We start from the raw sequence: 19,411 nt of genomic DNA on the forward strand, positions 1-19,411 counted from the left end.
AAAATCAAAGTAAATACTTCGTAAAAAATTAAGCCCCAACTGGTTTATTAAGAGAAGCGTTGAACAAACTGCGCGACGCCTAGATAAATAAGGTTATTTTTATAAATCCCGTGAAACCCTTTGCAGTAAAGGGTTTCACGGTTTAGTCGTTAACGGATGGCGCTTAACCATTAAGCAATGCCAGGGCCCGGCAATCAAAAGGCCGCAATGAAATTATTTTCTGTTTTTTGATCTTTTTATTGAAAGATTTGTAATCGGCAATCAGAAAAAATAGTTTTTGTGCCATAGTAAAAAAAAATTGAGGATTAAATTTTTTTTATGTTGAATAAATGTGGATATTCGCTGTCCCGCGAAACTTTTTTATCACTATAGAGAAAATAACTTTTGCTGGACCTTTTTTAGAAACCCTTATCTGAATGATCTTATAAATTGTGCAACTTCTCATGGAGAAAAATGTCGAAAAAATCTGGTCTAATTGCTTAAAGATTATTAAAGACATTGTTGAATGGCAACATTACAAAACCTGGTTCGAACCTATTAAGGCAATTTCACTTAAAAACAACGTGCTGGTTATTCAGGTACCCAGCCAATTCTTTTTTGAATATCTTGAGGAACATTATGTAAATTTATTGGCAAAGACCCTGAAGCGTGAGTTAGGAAAAGAAGCACGCCTTGAGTACCGGATCATGGTAGACAGTGGGAACAGTAAGAATAAACCACTCACCATGGATGTTACGGGCACTGGTTACAAAACCTATTCCAATAACGAAATGGATTTCCCTCTCGTGATTAATAACCCTGTAAAAAATCCTTTTGTAATTCCCGGCATTAAAAAAATGCAGATCGATCCTCAGTTGAACATCAATTATACATTTGATGCTTATATCGAGGGTGACTGCAATCGTGTTGCCCGGAGGGCCGGCAAAACGGTGGCCGAGAAACCAGGAGCCAACTCTTTTAATCCGTTGGTGGTGTATGGTGGCGTGGGATTAGGGAAAACACACCTGGTACAGGCCATTGGAAATGAAGTGAAAAAGGCCTATCCAAATAAAATAGTACTTTATGTAAGTTCGGAAAAGTTCATCAATCAGTTTATGGACCATAGCCGGAACAACGCTATAAATGATTTTATACACTTTTACCAACTGATTGATGTATTGATCGTGGACGATGTGCAGTTTTTCAGCAAAGCGGAACGATCGCAGGATGCATTTTTTGCAATATTCAACCATTTGCACCAGTCCGGTAAACAGTTGATCCTGACTTCCGATAAATCTCCCAAAGATCTTGAAGGCGTGCAGGAGCGGTTGCTGAGCCGTTTCAGATGGGGGTTGAGCGCGGATCTGCAGATCCCGGATTATGAGACCCGGATTGAGATCCTGGAACGCAAAATGAAGGCGGACGGGCTGGACATGCCTAAAGAAGTAGTAAAATATATTGCTTACAACATTAATAGTAATGTGCGGGAACTGGAAGGCGCACTGATTTCACTGCTGGCACAATCTTCCTTGAACCGGAGGGAAATTGATCTCGACCTGGCTAAAAAAGTATTGCGTAATTTTATAAAATCTTCCAGTAAGGAAATTACAATAGACACCATTCAGAAAATGGTTTGCGATTACTTTAACGTGTCTTACGATAAACTGCTGCAAAAGACCCGGAAGCGGGAAATTGTACAGGCCCGGCAAATAACGATGTACCTGGCTAAATCGTTTACCAAAAATAGTCTTAAGACCATTGGGGAACATTTTGGCGGTCGCGATCATACCACAGTGATCCATTCCTGTCAAACCGTGAAAGATCTTATGGACACGGATTCTGTGTTCCGTGAGAATGTATTGGAACTGCACCAGAAAGTACAGTTGGCGGCCATGTAGCGCTGCTTTCCTAAAAATTTATTTTACCAAAACAGGCGTTTTTTTTAGTTTATATAGTTCCATTTCTATATTTTTGCAACCCCTGTAAAGGATCAGCCGGTGAGGTGGATGAGTGGCTGAAATCAGTAGTTTGCTAAACTGCCGTACGGGTTAAACTGTACCGCGGGTTCGAATCCCGCCCTCACCGCTAAAAAAATTTTAATGGCTCCCTTGGGGCCATTTTTTTTATGCGTAGCAACTGCGGCCCGCCTACTTTTGTAATATAAAGATTGTCATATGAAACCACATCGGATAAGGCAAGCTGGGTATATTACCGGTCTCTTGTTATTTTTCTATTGCCTGGCAGGAGGTAATTTATCGGCGCAGCAGGCGCCCAACATTATTGTATTTATTGCTGATGACCTGAACCAGCAGGATGTGGGGTGCTATGGTAATGCCGATGTAAGAACCCCCAACATGGATCTGCTGGCAAAAGAGGGGATGCGTTTTACCAAAGCTTATGCTGCATCCTCTATGTGCACGCCTTCCCGCAGTGCTGTTTTTACTGGCTTATATCCTTATAGAAACGGGTCGCAAATGAATCATTTTACCGTTCGCCCGGATATTCAGGGCCTCCCCCAATTTTTACAAAAGCTGGGATACCGGGTGGTGATATCGGGTAAAATAGATGTATTTCCCTTAAAGAATTTCCCTTTTGAAGTAATAGGAAAGGAATTTGGTAAATATGCGCCCGTCGAAAACCGGGTCGATCGGAAAAAAGAAACCGTACACCTGATCGAAGATCATTTTAGCAAACATGCGAATCAGCCTATTTGCTTAATTGTGGCGCCCTGGTTGCCCCATGTGCCCTGGTTCCCGCATAAGGACTTTGATCCGCAGCAAATAAAAATGCCGGCCTACCTGGCCGATACAAAGGAAACGCGCGGCGCGCTGGCGTCTTATTATCAAAGTATAAGTGCAGCGGATAATATGCTGGGCGAGGTAATGCAGGCGCTCGACCGGGCAGGGCAGACACAGCATACCTTGTTTATGTTTACTGCTGATCAGGGAGCCCAGTTTCCGTCAGCAAAATGGACGGTTTATGATAAGGGACTGAAAGTGCCGCTGATCGTACGATGGCCGGGCCATACAGCAAAAGGCACCGTCTCGGATGCATTGATTTCCCTGGTTGATATTGCACCGACGCTGGTTGATGCCGGAGGTGGAGTGCCGGTAACGGGGTTAGACGGAAAGTCATTTAAACCGGTACTGGACAATGCAAAAATGCATCATCATGATTTTGTTTTTGCAGAAACATCTGTTGAGCCACATTTTTGGTATAACTATACGCCGGCGCGGAGTATTATTACTGCCGATGGCTGGCATTATATAAAAAACTATCATCCGGGTAAACGTTTTATCACCCATATTGATAAAGTAGAGCGCAACGAGTTTTACTTTGATTCCTGGGTGGAAGCGGCTGTGCATAATCAACAGGCTCAATTCCTGTTGAACCGCTACAGTTATCATCCACCCGAAGAAATATATAATGATCAAAAGGATCCGGAAGAGTTTCATAACCTGGCGCAGCAAGGAAACTATAAAAGCAAGCTGGATGCATTGAGAGATCTGTTAACCCGCGAACTGTCCCGGCAGGGAGAAACAGACGAGATGATTAAAAGCGGTCCCTTGCCGCAGTTTTTTGATAACAGTTATGTGATCGCCCAAAACAAAAGCGCATCTGATCTGTCTTTTAACAGAAAACGCTGGAACCCCGATGTACTGTATATTACCGCCTATCTCACACAAATAAATAAAGGCGGGGTTGTTTGCGACTACTTCAATAATTTTAAATTATTTGCTTATAAGGGAAAAATAGGCATCGGCACCGGTGGCGATAGCATTCTCGAAAGTACCTTGCTGCCGGAAAAAAACGGGCAATTGGTTTTCCGGCTAACAAAGGAAGGAGCACTGTCAGTCCTGTTTAACAACCGGGAGGTGCTGGCCACCGCATTGCACCGGGACCTTACCAAAATACAGGAAGGATATGTGACCTGCGGCATGCTGCAGGGACTGAAGCTGGAGGGGCGTTTACAACCTTATGAAGGAACGATCAGGGATCTTCAGTTTGTAATGAATCAATTAGATAAAGCTCCGTAAGGAAAAAGCGTAAGTTGCTTCTTCATATACCGATCTTTTCCCGCTGAAATCGAAGGGCCATTCATTAATACGGATATAATGTCGTTTACTTAAGCGGCGGATTCTAGAAAATGTAAAATAAGAAATATTGAATTAGAAATGTAGAAGGGCATTATTTTTATAAAATGCAGTGCTCGTTCTTTTTTTGATGTTTTTTTAACCGAGGAAGAAAGCATCTGAACGTGCAGTCCTTGAATATTTTATATTGATAATTCAGTATCATTTTCTTAAAAGAATAACGAAATTATGACGAAAAATATATCCCGATAAAAGACAATTGCATTTCCCAAACCGGATGTTACTTAGAAGGGGTTCCGCCGGGCAGTGAAAGGTCAAATCAAGCGGAACGGCGGTTTTGACGGCGCTAGACGACTTTTTAAAAACAGAATGGCAGGAAGGCGTCATAACCAGGCCTGTAGCGAGGAGTTGACCGGTTCCGCCCCGGCCTGGTTGCAAAATAGGGGGGCGGAATTCACCTTCCGGCGGAAAAAGATTTTTTGCTTACTTTTTTATCGACTGAAAAAAGTAAGAGAAGAAACAAAACAGAATGAAATTATCAATAGAAATGAAAAGATTGTATCAACATCGTTTTTTGCAAAAAATGTTATAAACAATGAATGTAGTCCTTTGTAAAAGCTAGAAAAGATCTGCTCTGAAAGCTAAAGTAAACGACATTGAATACGGATACCTCATCTGCGCGTGCAGCGGAAAAAGTTGTTGTCAGATATAATTGTTGAACGGGCGCTGAGCCTAAACTTTAAACATCCTGTTGGCAGAATTGATATATTCTAACGGGTCAAAGGTTTTGTCAAACGACTCCTGAAGATCCCGCATTTTTATTTCGAGATCCTTAATGCGGCTGCCCAATTGGGGATCGTTCCGGTATTTGTCAAATAATTCTTTATATTTTAAAAGGTTTTGACTGATGCGGAAGGTGACCTGGCCAAACCGCTGCTTTAAGGATTGCACGTCATTCATTTGTATATAGGCCGCCTGGCGCCATTCCTTGGGGTTATTCTGTTTTTCATTAGTAACAAAGCCTGCTGCCAGATCCCTTAATTTTGTAAGGTACTGGTAGCGTTTTTCAGCATCATTCTCTTTTGAAAAGTTGTTATCAAAATCCGCTGGGGTTATTTTAATGATGGCGAGATTCTCTTTTAATGATTTATCGTATTTTTTCTGAAGGTCCTGTAATTCGGCAGTGATCGCCTCCCACTCATTTTCTATCCTGTTGTTGTCGTAGTTAAATTGGCTGATCTTCATCGTCAACGTCAGCATTTCCTCGCTTTGCGCTTTCAATGCTTTTTCTTTTTTGCCAATATTGTCAATATAGGTGGTCATGCTGGAAAACAGGGCAGAAGTGATGGGGCCTGTTACCGGAACGCCCTTAGAAAAACCACTGGCAAAAGTTAACAGGTTGCTGGTCACCGTTAAGGCCGGGCTTTCTGCTTTTTTTTCTTTTACAAACGCAGCGTAGGAATTATACCATTTGGTATAACCGTCGTAATTCAGCGGATTTCCCGTTGCGTTCAGCGAATTGAAAAATGCCTTTGTGGAATTAAATAGGATCAGCGGTTTGATCTCCCGTTCCATGGAAACCAGGTTTACGATGGCCGACTGGTAGTTGGCCTGAAAAATGTTCAGTTCATTCTGTTCTATTGCTTTTTGTTTTTCCTCAACCGCCTGCACGCGTTTCACCAGCTTGTCTGCCTTGTCCTTAGCATCTTTCGACTCTGTGATCGATTTATCCAACGCCGACATGCGTTGGTCTAATTGCGTAACAGTTGAATCAAAGGATTTCGTCTTACTCGTGAAACTCTTCTGGATATCATCCAGCACCTTATCTCTGAGTGATTGTGTAGCCGGCGGAGCGGAGGTAGCGGTATTCTGACCCTGGGACAGGAAAACGAAACACAACAACACAGCGGAAATCAACAGTTTTTTCATTGCTAATAAATGATTGGTAATCAAAATAAAGCTTGTACCCATAGGGCTGGTCAAAGTTCTTTCTTGTCATACTTCCGGGTGGCTATCCGGATCCGGAGTCTAAAATGTGTTTGATTATCATTTTATTATGATCATCCCTGAGGGCGAAAGACGTTTGAGCAGCCTGCCGGATGCTTCTTAAAAAAGCAAATAACCCGCCAGTTTGGTTGAATCGGCAATAAAATATCCGGTATAAATATATTTAGCTGACAATCAAATTACTAAATATTTAAAAAACGAACTATTGTTATCAGGAGAGGAGGGTTTGTCTTAATATGAATTCCATTTGCCGGTTATTTTCTTCCAATTTTCCGGCAATTTCTTTTTTGGCTTTATTTAAGGCATACAATTCAAGTCCTTCTGTTATCGTTTTCCGCAATTCTTCCTCATCCCAGGGTTTTTGTATGTATTTGAAGATATTCCCTTTGTTGATGGCATCAATAACGGCATTAATATCCGCATAGCCGGTAAGCAACATCCGGATCGGATCGGGGTATACTTTCATTATAGATTCAAGAAATTCTGTACCTGTTATTTCAGGCATGCGCTGGTCTGTAATGATCAGATGCACTTCTTTCTCTTTCAGGATCTCCATTGCTTCTGCTACACTGGAGGCAATCAATACCGTAAACTGCCTCCGGAAACAGGCTTTAAAGGAATTCAGGTTATGAATTTCATCGTCAACATACAAAACATTGTAATATTGAAGAGATTCCTGCATAAATAAGGGTTGGAATTAATAATTCAGTAAGTTTGTAAGAAACAAATCAAATATACTCATTATTTATGAGAAAAGGCACAACTGCTGATAATTCACAAAATAAACAGGCAAATGAATCGCTGGAGCATCCATATCATCCCGTTTTTTTAAAATTGGGAAATCCGAACGATAAAGCGATCTATGAATTTATTAAAAATGAGATAACGGGCGTTGAAATTATTGATACGATTTTGCGGCAGCTTAAGGAACTACTAAAGATCAGAAATGTGAAGACCTGGGCGGAGGAGGATTTCGATCAATTACTAAAAGCGCAGTTGGGCGATACTGCAATTGAAGAATATGGTACATGGGTTTATTATCCGTGGTCAAAGAAGCTGGTTCATTTGCTCAACAAAGATGCATTTATCGAGGTAAGGACTAACCGTAACCTGTACAAAATTACTCCGGAGGAGCGGCTGGTTTTACAATCAAAAATAATCGGGGTTGTTGGCTTATCAGTTGGCCAGTCGGTGGCATTTACGCTGGCGCTTGAAAGGGTATGCGGTGCATTAAGATTGGCCGATTTTGATACGATTGATCTGAGCAACATGAACCGGTTGTCTGTAGGCGTGCAGGATATTGGCGTTAATAAAGCAGTGCTGGCAGCGCGTAAAATAGCAGAACTTGATCCGTATATGGACGTGACGTGTTATACTGCGGGATTGACGGATGAAAATATGGATGATTTTTTTACGAGGGATGGCAAGCTGGATCTTTTAGCAGAAGAGTGCGACAGCCTGCCGGTTAAAATCAAAAGCAGAATAAAGGCCCGGAGTATGGGAATTCCTGTAATAATGGATACGAATGACAAAGGGCTGCTGGATGTAGAACGGTTTGACCTGGAGCCAGACCGGCCAATCCTGCATGGAAGAATGAAGCTGTTTGAAGGAATGAGCGATGCAGCAGTGATTGAAAAACTGGATCGGCTGACACCTGCTGAGCGGTTGAATACAACGGTTGATATTATTGGCGCTGAAAATATTTCCGACAGAATGAAACAGTCGTTAAAAGAGATAGGCGTCAGTATTACCGGCTGGCCGCAATTGGCGTCCGCTGTTGGCCTGGGCGGTGCAATGGTAGCGGATGTAAGCAGAAGGATTTTGTTAGGCCAGTATAATGTTTCCGGTCGTTATAATGTGGATTTTTCTGACCTTGTAAATTAATTGTGGTTTGATAAATACGATAAGAATACGGGCATTTCGGGCGGTAGATGATCCGGAGGCATGTGAAAAATTTATTTACGGGCACCGAAAGATTCTTGAGATCTATTACGGGATAATTAAAATAACTTCAGATAGTAATGACTGGCTGAAGGATCCGTATACGATTGTAATTATAGCGGAAGACCCCGAAACCGGGAAAATATATGGCGGTGCAAAAGTGCAGGTGTTTGACGGAAGCGCACCGTTGCCGATACAAAGCGCTGTAAGCAAATATGATCCATTGATCGATACGGTTGTTTGGAACGATTTTAAAAAAGGAGGAACCTGCGAGATCTGCGGACTGTGGAATTCGAAAGAGATTGCAGGGCTGGGGATCGGAAGCCATATTTTATCCAGGGTGGGCATCGCCATCAGTGATCAGTTGGGCGTAAAAAGCATCTTTGTCCTTTGTGCCCCCGCTACCGTTAGAATGGGAAAAAGAAATGGGTTTGTGGTGGAAACGGAGTTGGGGAAAGACGGGCTCTTCTTTTATCCTAAGGATGATTTTATTGCTACAGTGATGCGGTTGAGGGATGTTCATGATTTTAGCCTGGCCAATCCACAGGAACTGGAAAGTATCTTATTGCTGAGAAACTCAAAAACGGTTCGCCTTGCTGAAAAGGGCCCCAAGGGGGCATTTGAAGTTGACTATGAACTTGAAGTGCATAATTGGGTGCCACCAAAATACGAAGATAAATAAATCAGTATTCTTTGATAAAATGTGTTGTCAAATGCCAAAAAAAATGTTGTTGTTGTTGTGCTGTTTTATTTTTTTTGCTGGCCGCGGATTTTGTGCTGTTGATACCACCTCTTATGTTCTCTCCCCCCGTTTAATACAGGTGCGGGACCTGGCCCTTTCAGAGGATGAAACAAACACACTTACCATCCGGGATATCAACAAAATGCATTTTGAGGCGGAAAAAGATAAATCAATCGGCATTTCAAAGAGCACCTTTTGGGTGCAGTTTTCAATAAAAAATAATTCTGCAAGCGATTCGCTTTATGTTCTGTTGGAAAACCCGACATTGAATACGCTTTTTTTTTATACCACCATTAACGGTGCGGTCACAGATTCCCTGCATTCGGGAAGGGAAGTTGCCTTTAGCCAACGGTTGGAGCGTATGACGAATTTTGTGTACAAAGTGCGCCTGAAACCGGGAAACACTGCCACCATTTTTCTTAAGATCCGCTCCCCGACGCCTATGCATTTACCTGTTTTTATTGGTTCGGGTGAAGCGCTGTATAACCGGGAAGCAACAAATAATATGGTTTTCGGGATCTACCTGGGAATCGTTTTGATTATGGTGCTGTATCATATATTTATAAAATTTACCGTCGCAGACAGCAGCTATACCTATTATATATTTTTCATCTTTTTTGTTGGGGCGGCCCAGGTAGTGTTGCGCGGATATGGACAAATGTACCTGTGGAAAGATAATCCCGCGGTTGGGATGGCCAGCATTAATATAAGCGGAGTTTTATCGGGCATAGCTACCGCGTTATTTGTAAAACATTTTTTACAAACAAGGAACGTAGCCCCTAAAATGGATCGGGTGCTTAACCTGCTGATCCTGGGGTACTGCGTTGCCGCAATTGCCCAGTTCCTGAATTACCCGTATGTTGCCTTCAATCTTATTAATTTTATAGCCGCCATTGGTTCTGTTGTAGCGCTCACTACCGGGGTTATAGCTTACAGGAAAAAGATCCGTTCTTCTGTATTCTTTTTATTCGCCTTTTCAATTTTTCTGCTGTCTGTAATTGTTTATGTAGCCAGATCTGCAGGGATGGTCCCTTATAGCCTGTTTACGAATTATATATTGGAAATAGGTTCGGCCGTTCAGATCACGCTGCTTTCCCTGGCCCTGGCGGATAAAATTAATACCTATCGCCGCAACCAGGAAATTGCGCGCAGGGAGGCATTAAGGGTGTCAAAGGAAAATGAACGTTTGGTCAGAGAGCAGAATGTTATTTTGGAAAAAGAAGTGCAAAACCGCACAGAAGAACTTTCGCAAACGAACGAAGAGCTGAAAGGGGCTATGAAAAAACTCCAGGATGCCCAGAGCAAATTGGTAGAAACCGAGAAGATGGCGTCGCTGGGCCAGTTGACCGCAGGCATCGCTCATGAAATCAATAACCCCATCAATTTTGTTACCTCCAACATCAGACCTCTGGAGGATGATGTGGCTGATCTGGGGAAGATCATTAAAATGTACGAAGCGCTTGATTTATCGAACGAGATCCGCCCTCAGATCGAACAAATTGAAGAATTTAAAAAGGATATTGATTTTGGCTATGTAAACGAGGAAATTACCACTTTGTTATCCGGAATCAGGGAAGGCGCAAGCCGCACTTCAGAGATTGTAAAGGGACTCCGGAGTTTTGCGCGTGTTGATGAAGCAAGCTGGAAACGCGTAAATATCAACGACGGGCTCGATTCTACTATTTTGCTGGTGAAAAATCTGTTTCCCAAAGACTTTGAATTGGTCAAAAAATTGGGTGATATTCCGAAAATCGAATGCGCGCCCGGCAGCATTAACCAGGTGTTTATGAATATTATTACCAACGGCATCCAGGCCATAAAGGAGCAACAGCAAACTACAGCTATGACCGGCCGCCTGGAAATAACCACTTCCGAAGAGCGGGGGTACGTCGTGATATCCATAAAAGATAATGGCCCGGGCATTCCGGAAGCAGTCAAAAAGAAGATCTTTGAACCCTTCTTTACGACAAAAGACGTGGGAGAAGGTACGGGACTCGGACTGTCGATTGTGCAGGGAATTATTGACGAACATAATGGCTTAATTAGGGTAGATACGGAATCAGGACAAGGAACTACCTTTGTCATTAGTTTACCGGTTCGATAAATAAGAAGTGCTATGTCAGGGATTAATGTATTATATGTTGATGACGAGCAGCAAAACCTCAACTCCTTTATGGCCGCTTTTAGAAGGAAGTTTAAGGTTTTCCTGGCTACTTCTGTTGCGGCAGCATTTGAAACGCTTGAAAAAGAACCGATCCATGTATTGGTTTCTGATCAGCGCATGCCCGAAATTACGGGGGTTGAGTTCCTGAAACAGGCAAAGGAAAAATATCCGGATATCCCCCGCATACTATTAACGGGTTATACTGACGTGGAAGTACTGGCAGACGCCGTTAACGAAGGAGACATTTACCGGTATATTACAAAACCCTGGGACGAGCTTGAGGTAGTGAACAGCATTTTGAATGCCTACGACCGGTTTAAAGCTTCAAAAGACCTGCAGGAGAAGATGGAAGAACTGCAGAAGACCAATGATAGTTTGAACCGGTTTGTGTACAGCGTGTCCCACGAACTGCGGGCGCCCATCGCTTCTGCCAAAGGGATTTTGGACCTGGTGAAAATGGATGATATGTACGATGCTGCCGGGGAATATTGGAAGCTGATGGAGACCTGTGTGCAAAAGCTGGATTATTATGTTTCACAAACAATTCAGTTTTATAAAACCGCCCGGTTCGATGTTCGGCCCGAATCAGTTAATTTTAAAGAGCTCATAGATTCCCTGATACGGTTATACAAGAGCCTGGGAAATGCAAAAGGTATTAACTTTCAGGTACAGGTGGATGAACAATATCCCTTTTTGGGCGATGCGTTCCGGGCTGAGGTGATTATTGCCAATTTATTATCGAACGCCGTAAAATGCCAGCGTCAGGAGGAACCGGACAAGATGGTAAAAATTGATGTACTGACGCTGAAAAAAGAAGCAGTTATTGCTGTAACGGATAATGGAATCGGGATTAATGAAAATGATCGGGAAAGGATCTTTGATCAGTTTTATAAAAGTACGAATGTGGAAGGGATAGGATTGGGGTTGTATATTTTAAAAGAATCGCTGGCGAAATTAAATGGTACCATAGAAGTGCAGTCCCGCCTGGGGGAAGGCAGTACCTTTAAAGTAGTGATTCCCAATTACGACGAAGCCACCACTGCATAATTGTTGATTCATCCGTTATCGCCGCAGGGGCCGGCAATGAATTTTAAAATTAAATTTTTATGAAGCTAACTTATTATTATTTTCTTTCTTTTTTGATCCTTACATCCTGTACCATGCAAAACCGCAACCCGCAGCCATCCGCCGGAGGCAGTGAAAGTAATCCGTTATTTCAGGAAAGTACGCTTCCCTATCATACCATCCCCTTTGATAAAATAAAAGAAACAGATTTTGTTCCCGCATTTGAAAAAGGAATGCAGGAAGAGATGAAAGAGGTCGATCATATTGCAACGGATACGGCAATACCATCGTTTGAAAATGTTTTTGTAGCGCTCGAAAGATCGGGCCAGGTATTGAAGCGTACCAATCTGGCTTTTAACGTGCTCACCAGCGCTAATACGGATGACCGGTTGCAGCAAATACAGGAAGCAATGGCAGCGCGGCTTTCAGCCCATTCCGATTCAATCTATATGAACGCAAAGCTATTTCATAAGATAGATACGCTATATAAGCAGTTAAATAAATTGTCGTTGGATCCGGAATCCAAACGCCTGGTGGAACATTGCCATCAGCAATTTGTAATGAATGGCGCAGCGCTTCCCGATTCAAGTAAGGAGCAGTTAAAAAAACTGAATGAGGAAGAAGCAACACTTAGTACAAAGTTTAGTAACCAATTACTGGCAGCTGCAAAACAGGGAGCGTTGGTGGTGCATTCAAAAGAACAACTGGCCGGACTGACGGATGCAGAGATCGCTGCTGCGGCGGAGGCGGGAAAGGCCAGGAGTGAAAAAGGTGCCTACGTGTTATCCTTAACGAATACCACCCAACAGCCAGACCTGCAATCCTTAACAAACCCGGAAGTGCGCAAAAACCTTTTTGAAGCTTCCTCGACCCGTGCAGAGAAAGGGGATTCGAACGATACCCGTAATAATATTTTGCGCATCGCGGCCATACGCAGGGAAAAGGCCGGGTTGCTTGGTTTTCCCAGTTACGCCGCCTGGAAACTGCAGGACCAAATGGCCAAAACTCCCGCAGCGGTAAATAATTTTTTGAGTAAACTGGTGCCACCGGCCCTTGCAAAAGCAACTGCAGAGGCGCGGGATATTAAAGCAATGAAATTGCAGCAAAAAGATACCGGTGCCCTGGAGCCTTATGATTGGGATTTTTATGCTGAGAAGGTGCGCAAGGCAAAATATGACCTGGATGAGTCGGAAGTAAAACCCTATTTTGTGCTGGATAGTGTGCTGAAGAACGGTGTTTTCTTTGCTGCTAACCAGTTGTATGGGATCACATTTAAACAAAGAACCGATCTTCCCGTTTACCAGGAAGACGTAAAAGTGTATGAAGTGTTCGATAAAGACGGAACACCAATGGCGTTGTTTTATACAGATTATTTTAAAAGGGATAATAAAAATGGGGGCGCCTGGATGGATAATTTTGTTACACAATCCAAATTGTTGAACACCCGGCCGGTTGTTTATAATGTATGTAATTTTCCCAAACCCGTAAAAGGGCAACCGGCTTTACTGAGCTTTGACGACGTAACCACCATGTTCCATGAATTTGGTCATGCGTTGCATGGGATGTTTGCCGATCAACAATATCCCTCCCTGTCCGGTGCCAATGTATCCAGGGATTTTGTTGAAATGCCCTCGCAGTTTAATGAGCATTGGGCGCTCGATTCAACAGTGTTGAAAAACTACGCAAGGAATTACAAAACAGGCGCCGTGATTCCGCAAGCCCTGGTAGATAAAATAAAAAATGCCGGTACTTTTAATCAGGGGTATGCCATGACGGAGTTGCTGGCAGCCGCTGAACTGGACATGCAATGGCATTTGCTGGGGGCAAAGGACAGCGCCGTTACCGATGTGGACGCCTTTGAAAGAAAAGCATTGACTAAAACAGGCACTGCTGTTGCTTATGTGCCGCCGCGTTACCGGTCTTCTTATTTTTTGCACATCTGGGCAAATGGCTATTCGGCTGGCTATTATGCTTATAGTTGGGCCGAGATGCTAGACCATGACGCGTTTGCCTGGTTTAAAGAAAACGGCGGGCTCAACAGGGCCAACGGACAGCGATTTCGCGATATGATCCTGTCTAGAGGAAATACTGAGGACCTGGCAACTTTATACAAAGCCTTCAGGGGAAAAGAACCCAGTATTGAGCCGTTGCTGGAAAACCGCGGATTGGTTGTCCCTGGCAAGAAGAAATAACGATATAAATGTTTTAATAGCGAGGTTGTGGTGCGGGGAATGGAATTTTAGAGAGCGGCAACATGCAAAACGCTACCGTCGGGTTCGTATGACGATTAAAATGAGGCAGCCTGTTGGCGATAAATCCTTCGCGTCTCCGCGCCTCCGCGGTTAAATAGAAATACGTCCATTTCGGTTACCTTTGTTCATCATCAACCTTTGGCGTTATGTCTGTAAAGGCCGATTTATTTCAGAGTCCGGATTATTTTGAAGTGGATGCACTCTTTACGGAGGAGCACCGGATGATCCGTGATGCGGTGCGGGCTTATGTAAAGAAAGAAATTTCCCCGATCATTGAGCGTTACGCGCAAGAGGCCGCTTTTCCGGAGCAGATTGTAAAACAATTGGGAGCGCTGGGATGTTTTGGCCCCACTATTCCCACCCAATATGGCGGTGGAGGCCTGGATTATATCAGCTATGGACTGATGATGCAGGAGCTGGAACGGGGCGATAGCGGTGTTCGCTCCACGGCATCGGTCCAGGGTTCGCTGGTGATGTATCCCATTTATGCTTTCGGAAACGAAGCGCAAAAACAAAAATATTTGCCAAAGCTGGCTGGCGGCGAATGGCTGGGCTGTTTCGGGCTAACGGAGCCCGACCATGGTAGCGACCCCTCCAGTATGAATACCCATTTTACAGATGCCGGGGACCACGTAATTTTAAATGGTGCAAAAATGTGGATCAGCAATGCGCCATTTGCACAGGTTGCCGTGGTATGGGCAAAAGATGAAGCCGGGATCGTGCAGGGGTTGATCGTGGAGCGCGGGATGCCGGGCTTTTCAACGCCCACCACCCATAATAAATGGAGCCTGAGGGCGTCAGCAACCGGCGAGCTGGTTTTTGATAATGTACGGGTGCCCAAAGAAAATATCCTGCCGGGCGTTAAAGGGATGAAAGGGCCGCTGAGCTGTTTAAATAAAGCCCGCTTTGGTATTGCCTGGGGGGTGATCGGCGCGGCAATGGATTGTTATGATACCGCGCTGCGTTATGCAAAAGAACGATCACAGTTTGGAAAACCTATTGCCGGTTTCCAGTTACAACAGAAAAAACTGGCGGAAATGATCACCGAAATTACTAAGGCGCAATTACTGAACTGGCGGCTGGGGGTGCTGATGAACGAGGGCAGCGCTTCTCCGCAGCAGGTGAGCATGGCCAAAAGAAATTCCTGTGCCATTGCCACGCAGATCTGCCGGGACGCGCGCCAGATATTAGGCGGGATGGGCATTACCGGCGAATACCCGGTGATGCGGCATATGATGAACCTGGAAAGTGTGATTACATATGAGGGTACCCATGATATTCATTTGCTGATAACCGGCATGGATATAACAGGGATGAATGCGTTTAAATAAGTGAAAAGTGAATAGTAAGAAGTGAATATGGTCAATGGTCGCCGTAGGGGCCAATAATAATTGGCCCATCAATGCACCGGTGTACAAGAGTGCGACGCAACGAAGAGGCCACCTGTACAGCAGCCCGGATAAAAGGTAGCGGTCAATAACCATTGACCTCATGAAAAAGTAAGGGTCAATAATCATTGACCCCAACGAAAAATATAAGAGAATCATGCGCATTTATTTGATAGGATTTATGGGAGCGGGCAAAACACATTGGGGAAAACAGCTCAGTAAAAAAATGGAGCTGCCCTATTACGACCTGGACGACCTGGTGATTGAATCGGAAGGGAAACCGATCAATCAGATTTTTGAAGAAAACGGGGAAGAATATTTTCGCATGCGCGAGAAGGAAGTTTTGTACATGATAACCGAGAGCCATCCTGATCTGCTGCTTTCCTGTGGCGGCGGCGCTCCCTGCTATTTCAATAATATCGACTATATGAATGCGCACGGGGTTACAGTATGGCTTAACACGCCTTTTGATATTTTATTGGGCCGCTTGCGCCAGCAGCGGCTGCATCGCCCCTTATTAAAAGATCTGGATGATGAACAATTGAGGGCTTATGTTGTTAAGAAAAACAACGACCGGCGTATTTATTACGAACAGGCAAAGCTAAAAGTGGACGATACCCATATTAAACCCGAGGAGTTTGTAAAAAAAATAATGAATGCATAAATTATACCTGAGCATTGGAGCCGCTGTTGCAGGCATTGGCGTTATTTTGGGCGCTTTTGGCGCGCATAAATTAAAAGAAATAGCCCCGGATACCGTGCCTACCTTTCAAACCGGCGTGCAGTACCAGATGTACCATGCTATTGCTTTGCTGCTGGTGGCAATTGTTTATGAAAAGTTCCCTGTAAAAATGTTGTCCTGGGCGGGAGCGGCCTTTTTGATCGGGATCATCCTGTTCTCCGGTTCGCTTTATGCGCTAACGGCGCTGAAAGCCACAGGAAAAGTGGGGTTGGGCGGCGTTGGAATTCTTACTCCTATCGGTGGGCTGTTTTTTATCGCCGGCTGGGTCTGTTTCCTGTTGGGGGTGGTTAATAATAAATGATTGTTTGCCGAAAAATCTGATTGTCAGCCCGTTTTTCCTTTCCGCACCGGCCAATTTTTAGCAGCTTCTGGTAGGTATTTCTCCGTTCGTAAATAGTATCTTTGTTCCATGTCGACTAAGAGTAAATCGAAGAGTAAAAAACCAACAGCTCGGATCAGTACTAAGAAACCAACCGCCGGAACCTGGAAAGTTGAAAAGGAAGAAAAAATTCAACTGAAGGCATTGGCTAAAGATGAACGCACCTGGAAAATCGCAGGCGTTACTTTCCTGGTAGTTTCTATTTTTCTTATCATATCTTTTTTATCTTATTTTTTTACCTGGAAGCAGGATTTTACTCAATTATCAAGGGGCAGTGAGATCCTTTGGAATTCTGATGTAAAGGTGGAGAACCTGCTGGGGAAACTGGGCGGTCTCTCTGCACAATATTTTATTTACCGGCTATTTGGCGTGGCGGCCGTGTTGATCTGCACTTTCTTTTTTGTAATAGGGGTGAACCTGATGTGGCGACGCAAAGTGTTTTCCGTTTGGCGCAACCTGAAATATGTAACGTTGGGCATGTTGGTAGTATCGGCCATTTTGGCCTACCTGCTGCACGATGAAGAATTCCGTTATGGCGGGGGGGTAGGTAATGTTATAGCGCATTGGCTGGTTGCGTCCCTGGGAAAAATTGGTGCAGGCGCCGTACTGGCACTGATCGTGATCGGGTATTTTATCTGGCAGTTCAATCCCGTTTTCAGCTTTCCTAAAAAATTGAAAAGGCCTGTTCTGCCTGCAGATGAGGCGGCGGCCGATGAAACTATGCCGGGCGAACAGCCGGTTATTGCAGTGGTTGAAAATGCAACACCTGTTGATACGGGCACCGGGGGAGCAAAACTGGTCATGGATACTGCTGCCGAAAAACCGAAATATGATATCAGGCTGATCAATAAGGAGCCGGAAGTGCATGCCATGGAAGAAGAGGAAGGGCATGAACGCATTACCGTATTAAAGCCGACTGCAAAAAGGCCCGAACCGGTTATTGAAACGGAGCCTGAAAAAGATGCTGCACAGGAGTTGGCGATCCCCTCAAAAATAGTGTCGAAAGACAAGCCGGTGTTAGATGATAATCTGAAACTGGAGATCAATTCAGGCCCTATAACCCCCGCTCAACCGGCAGCACCGGCGGCCGAAAAGAAAAAAACTTACGAGCCTGCCCTGAACCTGAGGAGTTACAAGAAGCCTACTACGGATCTGCTGGAAACGCACGGAAGTGAAAAAGTGATACAGGATCAAAACGAGCTGGAAAATAATAAGAACCAGATCATTCAAACCCTGCGCAATTACGATATCGAAATACAACGCATAAGCGCCACCGTTGGACCAACGGTAACGCTTTATGAAATTGTACCTGCCGCCGGGGTGCGTATTTCCAAGATCAAGAACCTGGAAGACGATATTGCCCTGAGCCTGTCGGCGCTTGGTATCCGTATCATCGCACCCATTCCCGGGCGTGGCACCATTGGTATCGAAGTGCCCAATGCCCGGAAGAGCATTGTAAGTATGAAAACCTTGCTGGCTTCGGATGAGTTTACAAAAAGCACTTATTCCTTACCCATTGCGCTGGGAAAGCGGATCGATAATAAAAATTTTATCGTAGATCTGGCTACCATGCCGCACCTGCTGATGGCCGGTGCTACGGGTCAGGGTAAATCAGTTGGTATCAATGCGATCCTGGTATCGCTGCTGTACAGCAAACATCCCTCGCAATTAAAGTTTGTATTGGTGGATCCTAAAAAGGTGGAGCTGAGCGTTTATAGCCAGATCGTAAACCATTTCCTGGCGCGCCTGCCCAACGAAGAAGATGCGATCATTACCGATACTAAAAAAGTGATCAATACACTCAATGCGCTTTGTATTGAAATGGATACCCGTTATGATCTTTTAAAAGACGCAGGCTGCCGGAATATAAAAGAATACAACGCCAAGTTTACGGAACGCAGACTGAACCCTGAAAAGGGGCACCAGTTCATGCCGTTTATTGTATTGGTGGTGGATGAATTTGCAGACCTGATCATGACTGCCGGTAAGGAAGTGGAAATGCCGATTGCACGCCTGGCCCAGTTGGCGCGTGCCGTGGGTATTCACTTGATCATTGCCACGCAACGTCCGTCTGTAAATATCATCACCGGTATTATTAAAGCCAACTTCCCCGCGCGTATCGCATTTAAAGTAAGTAGTAAGATCGATAGCCGTACGATCCTGGATGCCGGCGGTGCCGATCAGTTGATTGGTAAAGGTGATATGCTGATCAGCCTAAACGGCGAGCTCTCCCGTTTACAATGTGCCTTTGTTGATACGCCTGAGGTAGACAAAGTGGTCGACTTTATTGCCTACCAGGAAGGCTATCCCGAACCATTTCTTTTACCGGAGTATATTGATGAAAAAGACCTTGAAGCCGGTGGCGATTTTGATCTGGATGACCGCGATTCCCTTTTTGAAGATGCCGCTAAGCTCATTGTGGCTAACCAGATCGGCTCCACCTCCTTATTGCAGCGAAGAATGAAACTGGGCTATAACCGTGCGGGCCGCCTGATGGACCAGTTGGAACAAGCGGGCATCGTTGGCCCTAATCAGGGCAGTAAGGCCCGGGAGGTGCTCATAAAAACAGAAGCAGAATTGCAGCAGCACCTGGATATGTTAGGGTAAGGGCTGTTAAAAACTGTTAACACCGCAACCCTGAAACGCGGAAGACGTCTA

General features: G+C 44.4%; 13 protein-coding genes and 1 tRNA gene. 12 read left to right on the forward strand and 2 right to left on the reverse strand.

Features of this window, described 5'->3' with window-relative positions; translation table 11 throughout:
- The first annotated feature begins 443 nt into the window (after nt 1–443).
- The 3 genes from dnaA (at nt 444) to NIASO_RS00015 (ending at nt 4,016) form a co-directional block, all read left to right on the forward strand.
- Entirely contained in the window at nt 444–1,877 is a 1,434-nt protein-coding gene (dnaA, locus tag NIASO_RS00005; protein ID WP_008582401.1) for a chromosomal replication initiator protein DnaA, read from the forward strand.
- 98 nt (nt 1,878–1,975) lie between these two features.
- Nucleotides 1,976–2,064: transfer RNA gene (locus NIASO_RS00010), tRNA-Ser, on the forward strand.
- Nucleotides 2,065–2,153: 89 nt separating this feature from the next.
- Nucleotides 2,154–4,016: a sulfatase family protein gene (locus NIASO_RS00015; RefSeq protein WP_008582399.1), complete on the forward strand. Its 1,863-nt coding sequence runs from the start codon at nt 2,154–2,156 to the stop codon at nt 4,014–4,016.
- Nucleotides 4,017–4,805: 789 nt separating this feature from the next.
- On the opposite strand, the gene NIASO_RS00025 is transcribed toward NIASO_RS00015, so the two are convergent.
- Together NIASO_RS00025 and NIASO_RS00030 are read right to left on the reverse strand one after the other, a co-directional pair.
- A complete protein-coding gene (locus NIASO_RS00025; RefSeq protein WP_044046357.1) occupies nt 4,806–6,002 on the reverse strand; it encodes a hypothetical protein in 1,197 nt (398 codons plus the stop codon).
- 289 nt (nt 6,003–6,291) lie between these two features.
- A complete protein-coding gene (locus tag NIASO_RS00030) occupies nt 6,292–6,762 on the reverse strand; it encodes a response regulator (RefSeq protein ID WP_008582396.1) in 471 nt (156 codons plus the stop codon).
- Between the two features lie 65 nt (nt 6,763–6,827).
- On the opposite strand from NIASO_RS00030, the gene NIASO_RS00035 reads away from it, so the two are divergent.
- The 9 genes from NIASO_RS00035 to NIASO_RS00075 all read left to right on the forward strand — a co-directional run bounded on the left by NIASO_RS00035 (nt 6,828) and on the right by NIASO_RS00075 (nt 19,360).
- The gene (locus NIASO_RS00035; RefSeq protein ID WP_008582395.1) at nt 6,828–7,964 is read left to right on the forward strand and encodes a ThiF family adenylyltransferase; all 1,137 of its coding nucleotides are present in this window, start codon (nt 6,828–6,830) and stop codon (nt 7,962–7,964) included.
- A gap of 7 nt (nt 7,965–7,971) precedes the next feature.
- On the forward strand, nt 7,972–8,703 hold the full coding sequence (locus tag NIASO_RS00040) for a GNAT family N-acetyltransferase (RefSeq protein ID WP_008582392.1): 732 nt from the start codon (nt 7,972–7,974) through the stop codon (nt 8,701–8,703).
- 31 nt (nt 8,704–8,734) lie between these two features.
- The gene (locus NIASO_RS00045; RefSeq protein ID WP_008582390.1) at nt 8,735–10,867 is read left to right on the forward strand and encodes a sensor histidine kinase; all 2,133 of its coding nucleotides are present in this window, start codon (nt 8,735–8,737) and stop codon (nt 10,865–10,867) included.
- 12 nt (nt 10,868–10,879) lie between these two features.
- Nucleotides 10,880–11,974, forward strand: a complete 1,095-nt coding sequence (locus NIASO_RS00050) for a hybrid sensor histidine kinase/response regulator (protein WP_008582389.1) — start codon at nt 10,880–10,882, stop codon at nt 11,972–11,974.
- A 59-nt stretch (nt 11,975–12,033) separates the two neighbouring features.
- Nucleotides 12,034–14,184, forward strand: coding sequence for a M3 family metallopeptidase (locus tag NIASO_RS00055; protein WP_008582387.1), 2,151 nt, complete (start codon nt 12,034–12,036; stop codon nt 14,182–14,184).
- 206 nt (nt 14,185–14,390) lie between these two features.
- Nucleotides 14,391–15,575, forward strand: coding sequence for an acyl-CoA dehydrogenase family protein (locus NIASO_RS00060; RefSeq protein ID WP_008582386.1), 1,185 nt, complete (start codon nt 14,391–14,393; stop codon nt 15,573–15,575).
- Nucleotides 15,576–15,789: 214 nt separating this feature from the next.
- Complete coding sequence (locus NIASO_RS00065; protein ID WP_008582384.1) at nt 15,790–16,296, forward strand: shikimate kinase; 507 nt, start codon at nt 15,790–15,792, stop codon at nt 16,294–16,296.
- The gene (locus tag NIASO_RS00070) at nt 16,289–16,675 is read left to right on the forward strand and encodes a DUF423 domain-containing protein (protein ID WP_008582383.1); all 387 of its coding nucleotides are present in this window, start codon (nt 16,289–16,291) and stop codon (nt 16,673–16,675) included. The genes NIASO_RS00065 and NIASO_RS00070 overlap by 8 nt, the downstream gene beginning before the upstream one ends.
- Before the next feature lie 108 nt (nt 16,676–16,783).
- Entirely contained in the window at nt 16,784–19,360 is a 2,577-nt protein-coding gene (locus NIASO_RS00075; RefSeq protein WP_008582381.1) for an FtsK/SpoIIIE family DNA translocase, read from the forward strand.
- Nucleotides 19,361–19,411 lie beyond the last annotated feature (51 nt).

Origin of the sequence: Niabella soli DSM 19437 (assembly GCF_000243115.2) — a bacterium.
Taxonomy (GTDB): domain Bacteria; phylum Bacteroidota; class Bacteroidia; order Chitinophagales; family Chitinophagaceae; genus Niabella; species Niabella soli.

Bases quoted from the DNA above. Each gene is read 5' to 3' on its own strand.
- dnaA (WP_008582401.1), top strand. From the start codon at position 444: ATGGAGAAAAATGTCGAAAAAATCTGGTCTAATTGCTTAAAGATTATT.
- NIASO_RS00015 (WP_008582399.1), top strand. From the start codon at position 2,154: ATGAAACCACATCGGATAAGGCAAGCTGGGTATATTACCGGTCTCTTG.
- NIASO_RS00025 (WP_044046357.1), bottom strand. From the start codon at position 6,002: ATGAAAAAACTGTTGATTTCCGCTGTGTTGTTGTGTTTCGTTTTCCTG.
- NIASO_RS00030 (WP_008582396.1), bottom strand. From the start codon at position 6,762: ATGCAGGAATCTCTTCAATATTACAATGTTTTGTATGTTGACGATGAA.
- NIASO_RS00035 (WP_008582395.1), top strand. From the start codon at position 6,828: ATGAGAAAAGGCACAACTGCTGATAATTCACAAAATAAACAGGCAAAT.
- NIASO_RS00045 (WP_008582390.1), top strand. From the start codon at position 8,735: ATGCCAAAAAAAATGTTGTTGTTGTTGTGCTGTTTTATTTTTTTTGCT.
- NIASO_RS00050 (WP_008582389.1), top strand. From the start codon at position 10,880: ATGTCAGGGATTAATGTATTATATGTTGATGACGAGCAGCAAAACCTC.
- NIASO_RS00055 (WP_008582387.1), top strand. From the start codon at position 12,034: ATGAAGCTAACTTATTATTATTTTCTTTCTTTTTTGATCCTTACATCC.
- NIASO_RS00060 (WP_008582386.1), top strand. From the start codon at position 14,391: ATGTCTGTAAAGGCCGATTTATTTCAGAGTCCGGATTATTTTGAAGTG.
- NIASO_RS00065 (WP_008582384.1), top strand. From the start codon at position 15,790: ATGCGCATTTATTTGATAGGATTTATGGGAGCGGGCAAAACACATTGG.
- NIASO_RS00070 (WP_008582383.1), top strand. From the start codon at position 16,289: ATGCATAAATTATACCTGAGCATTGGAGCCGCTGTTGCAGGCATTGGC.
- NIASO_RS00075 (WP_008582381.1), top strand. From the start codon at position 16,784: ATGTCGACTAAGAGTAAATCGAAGAGTAAAAAACCAACAGCTCGGATC.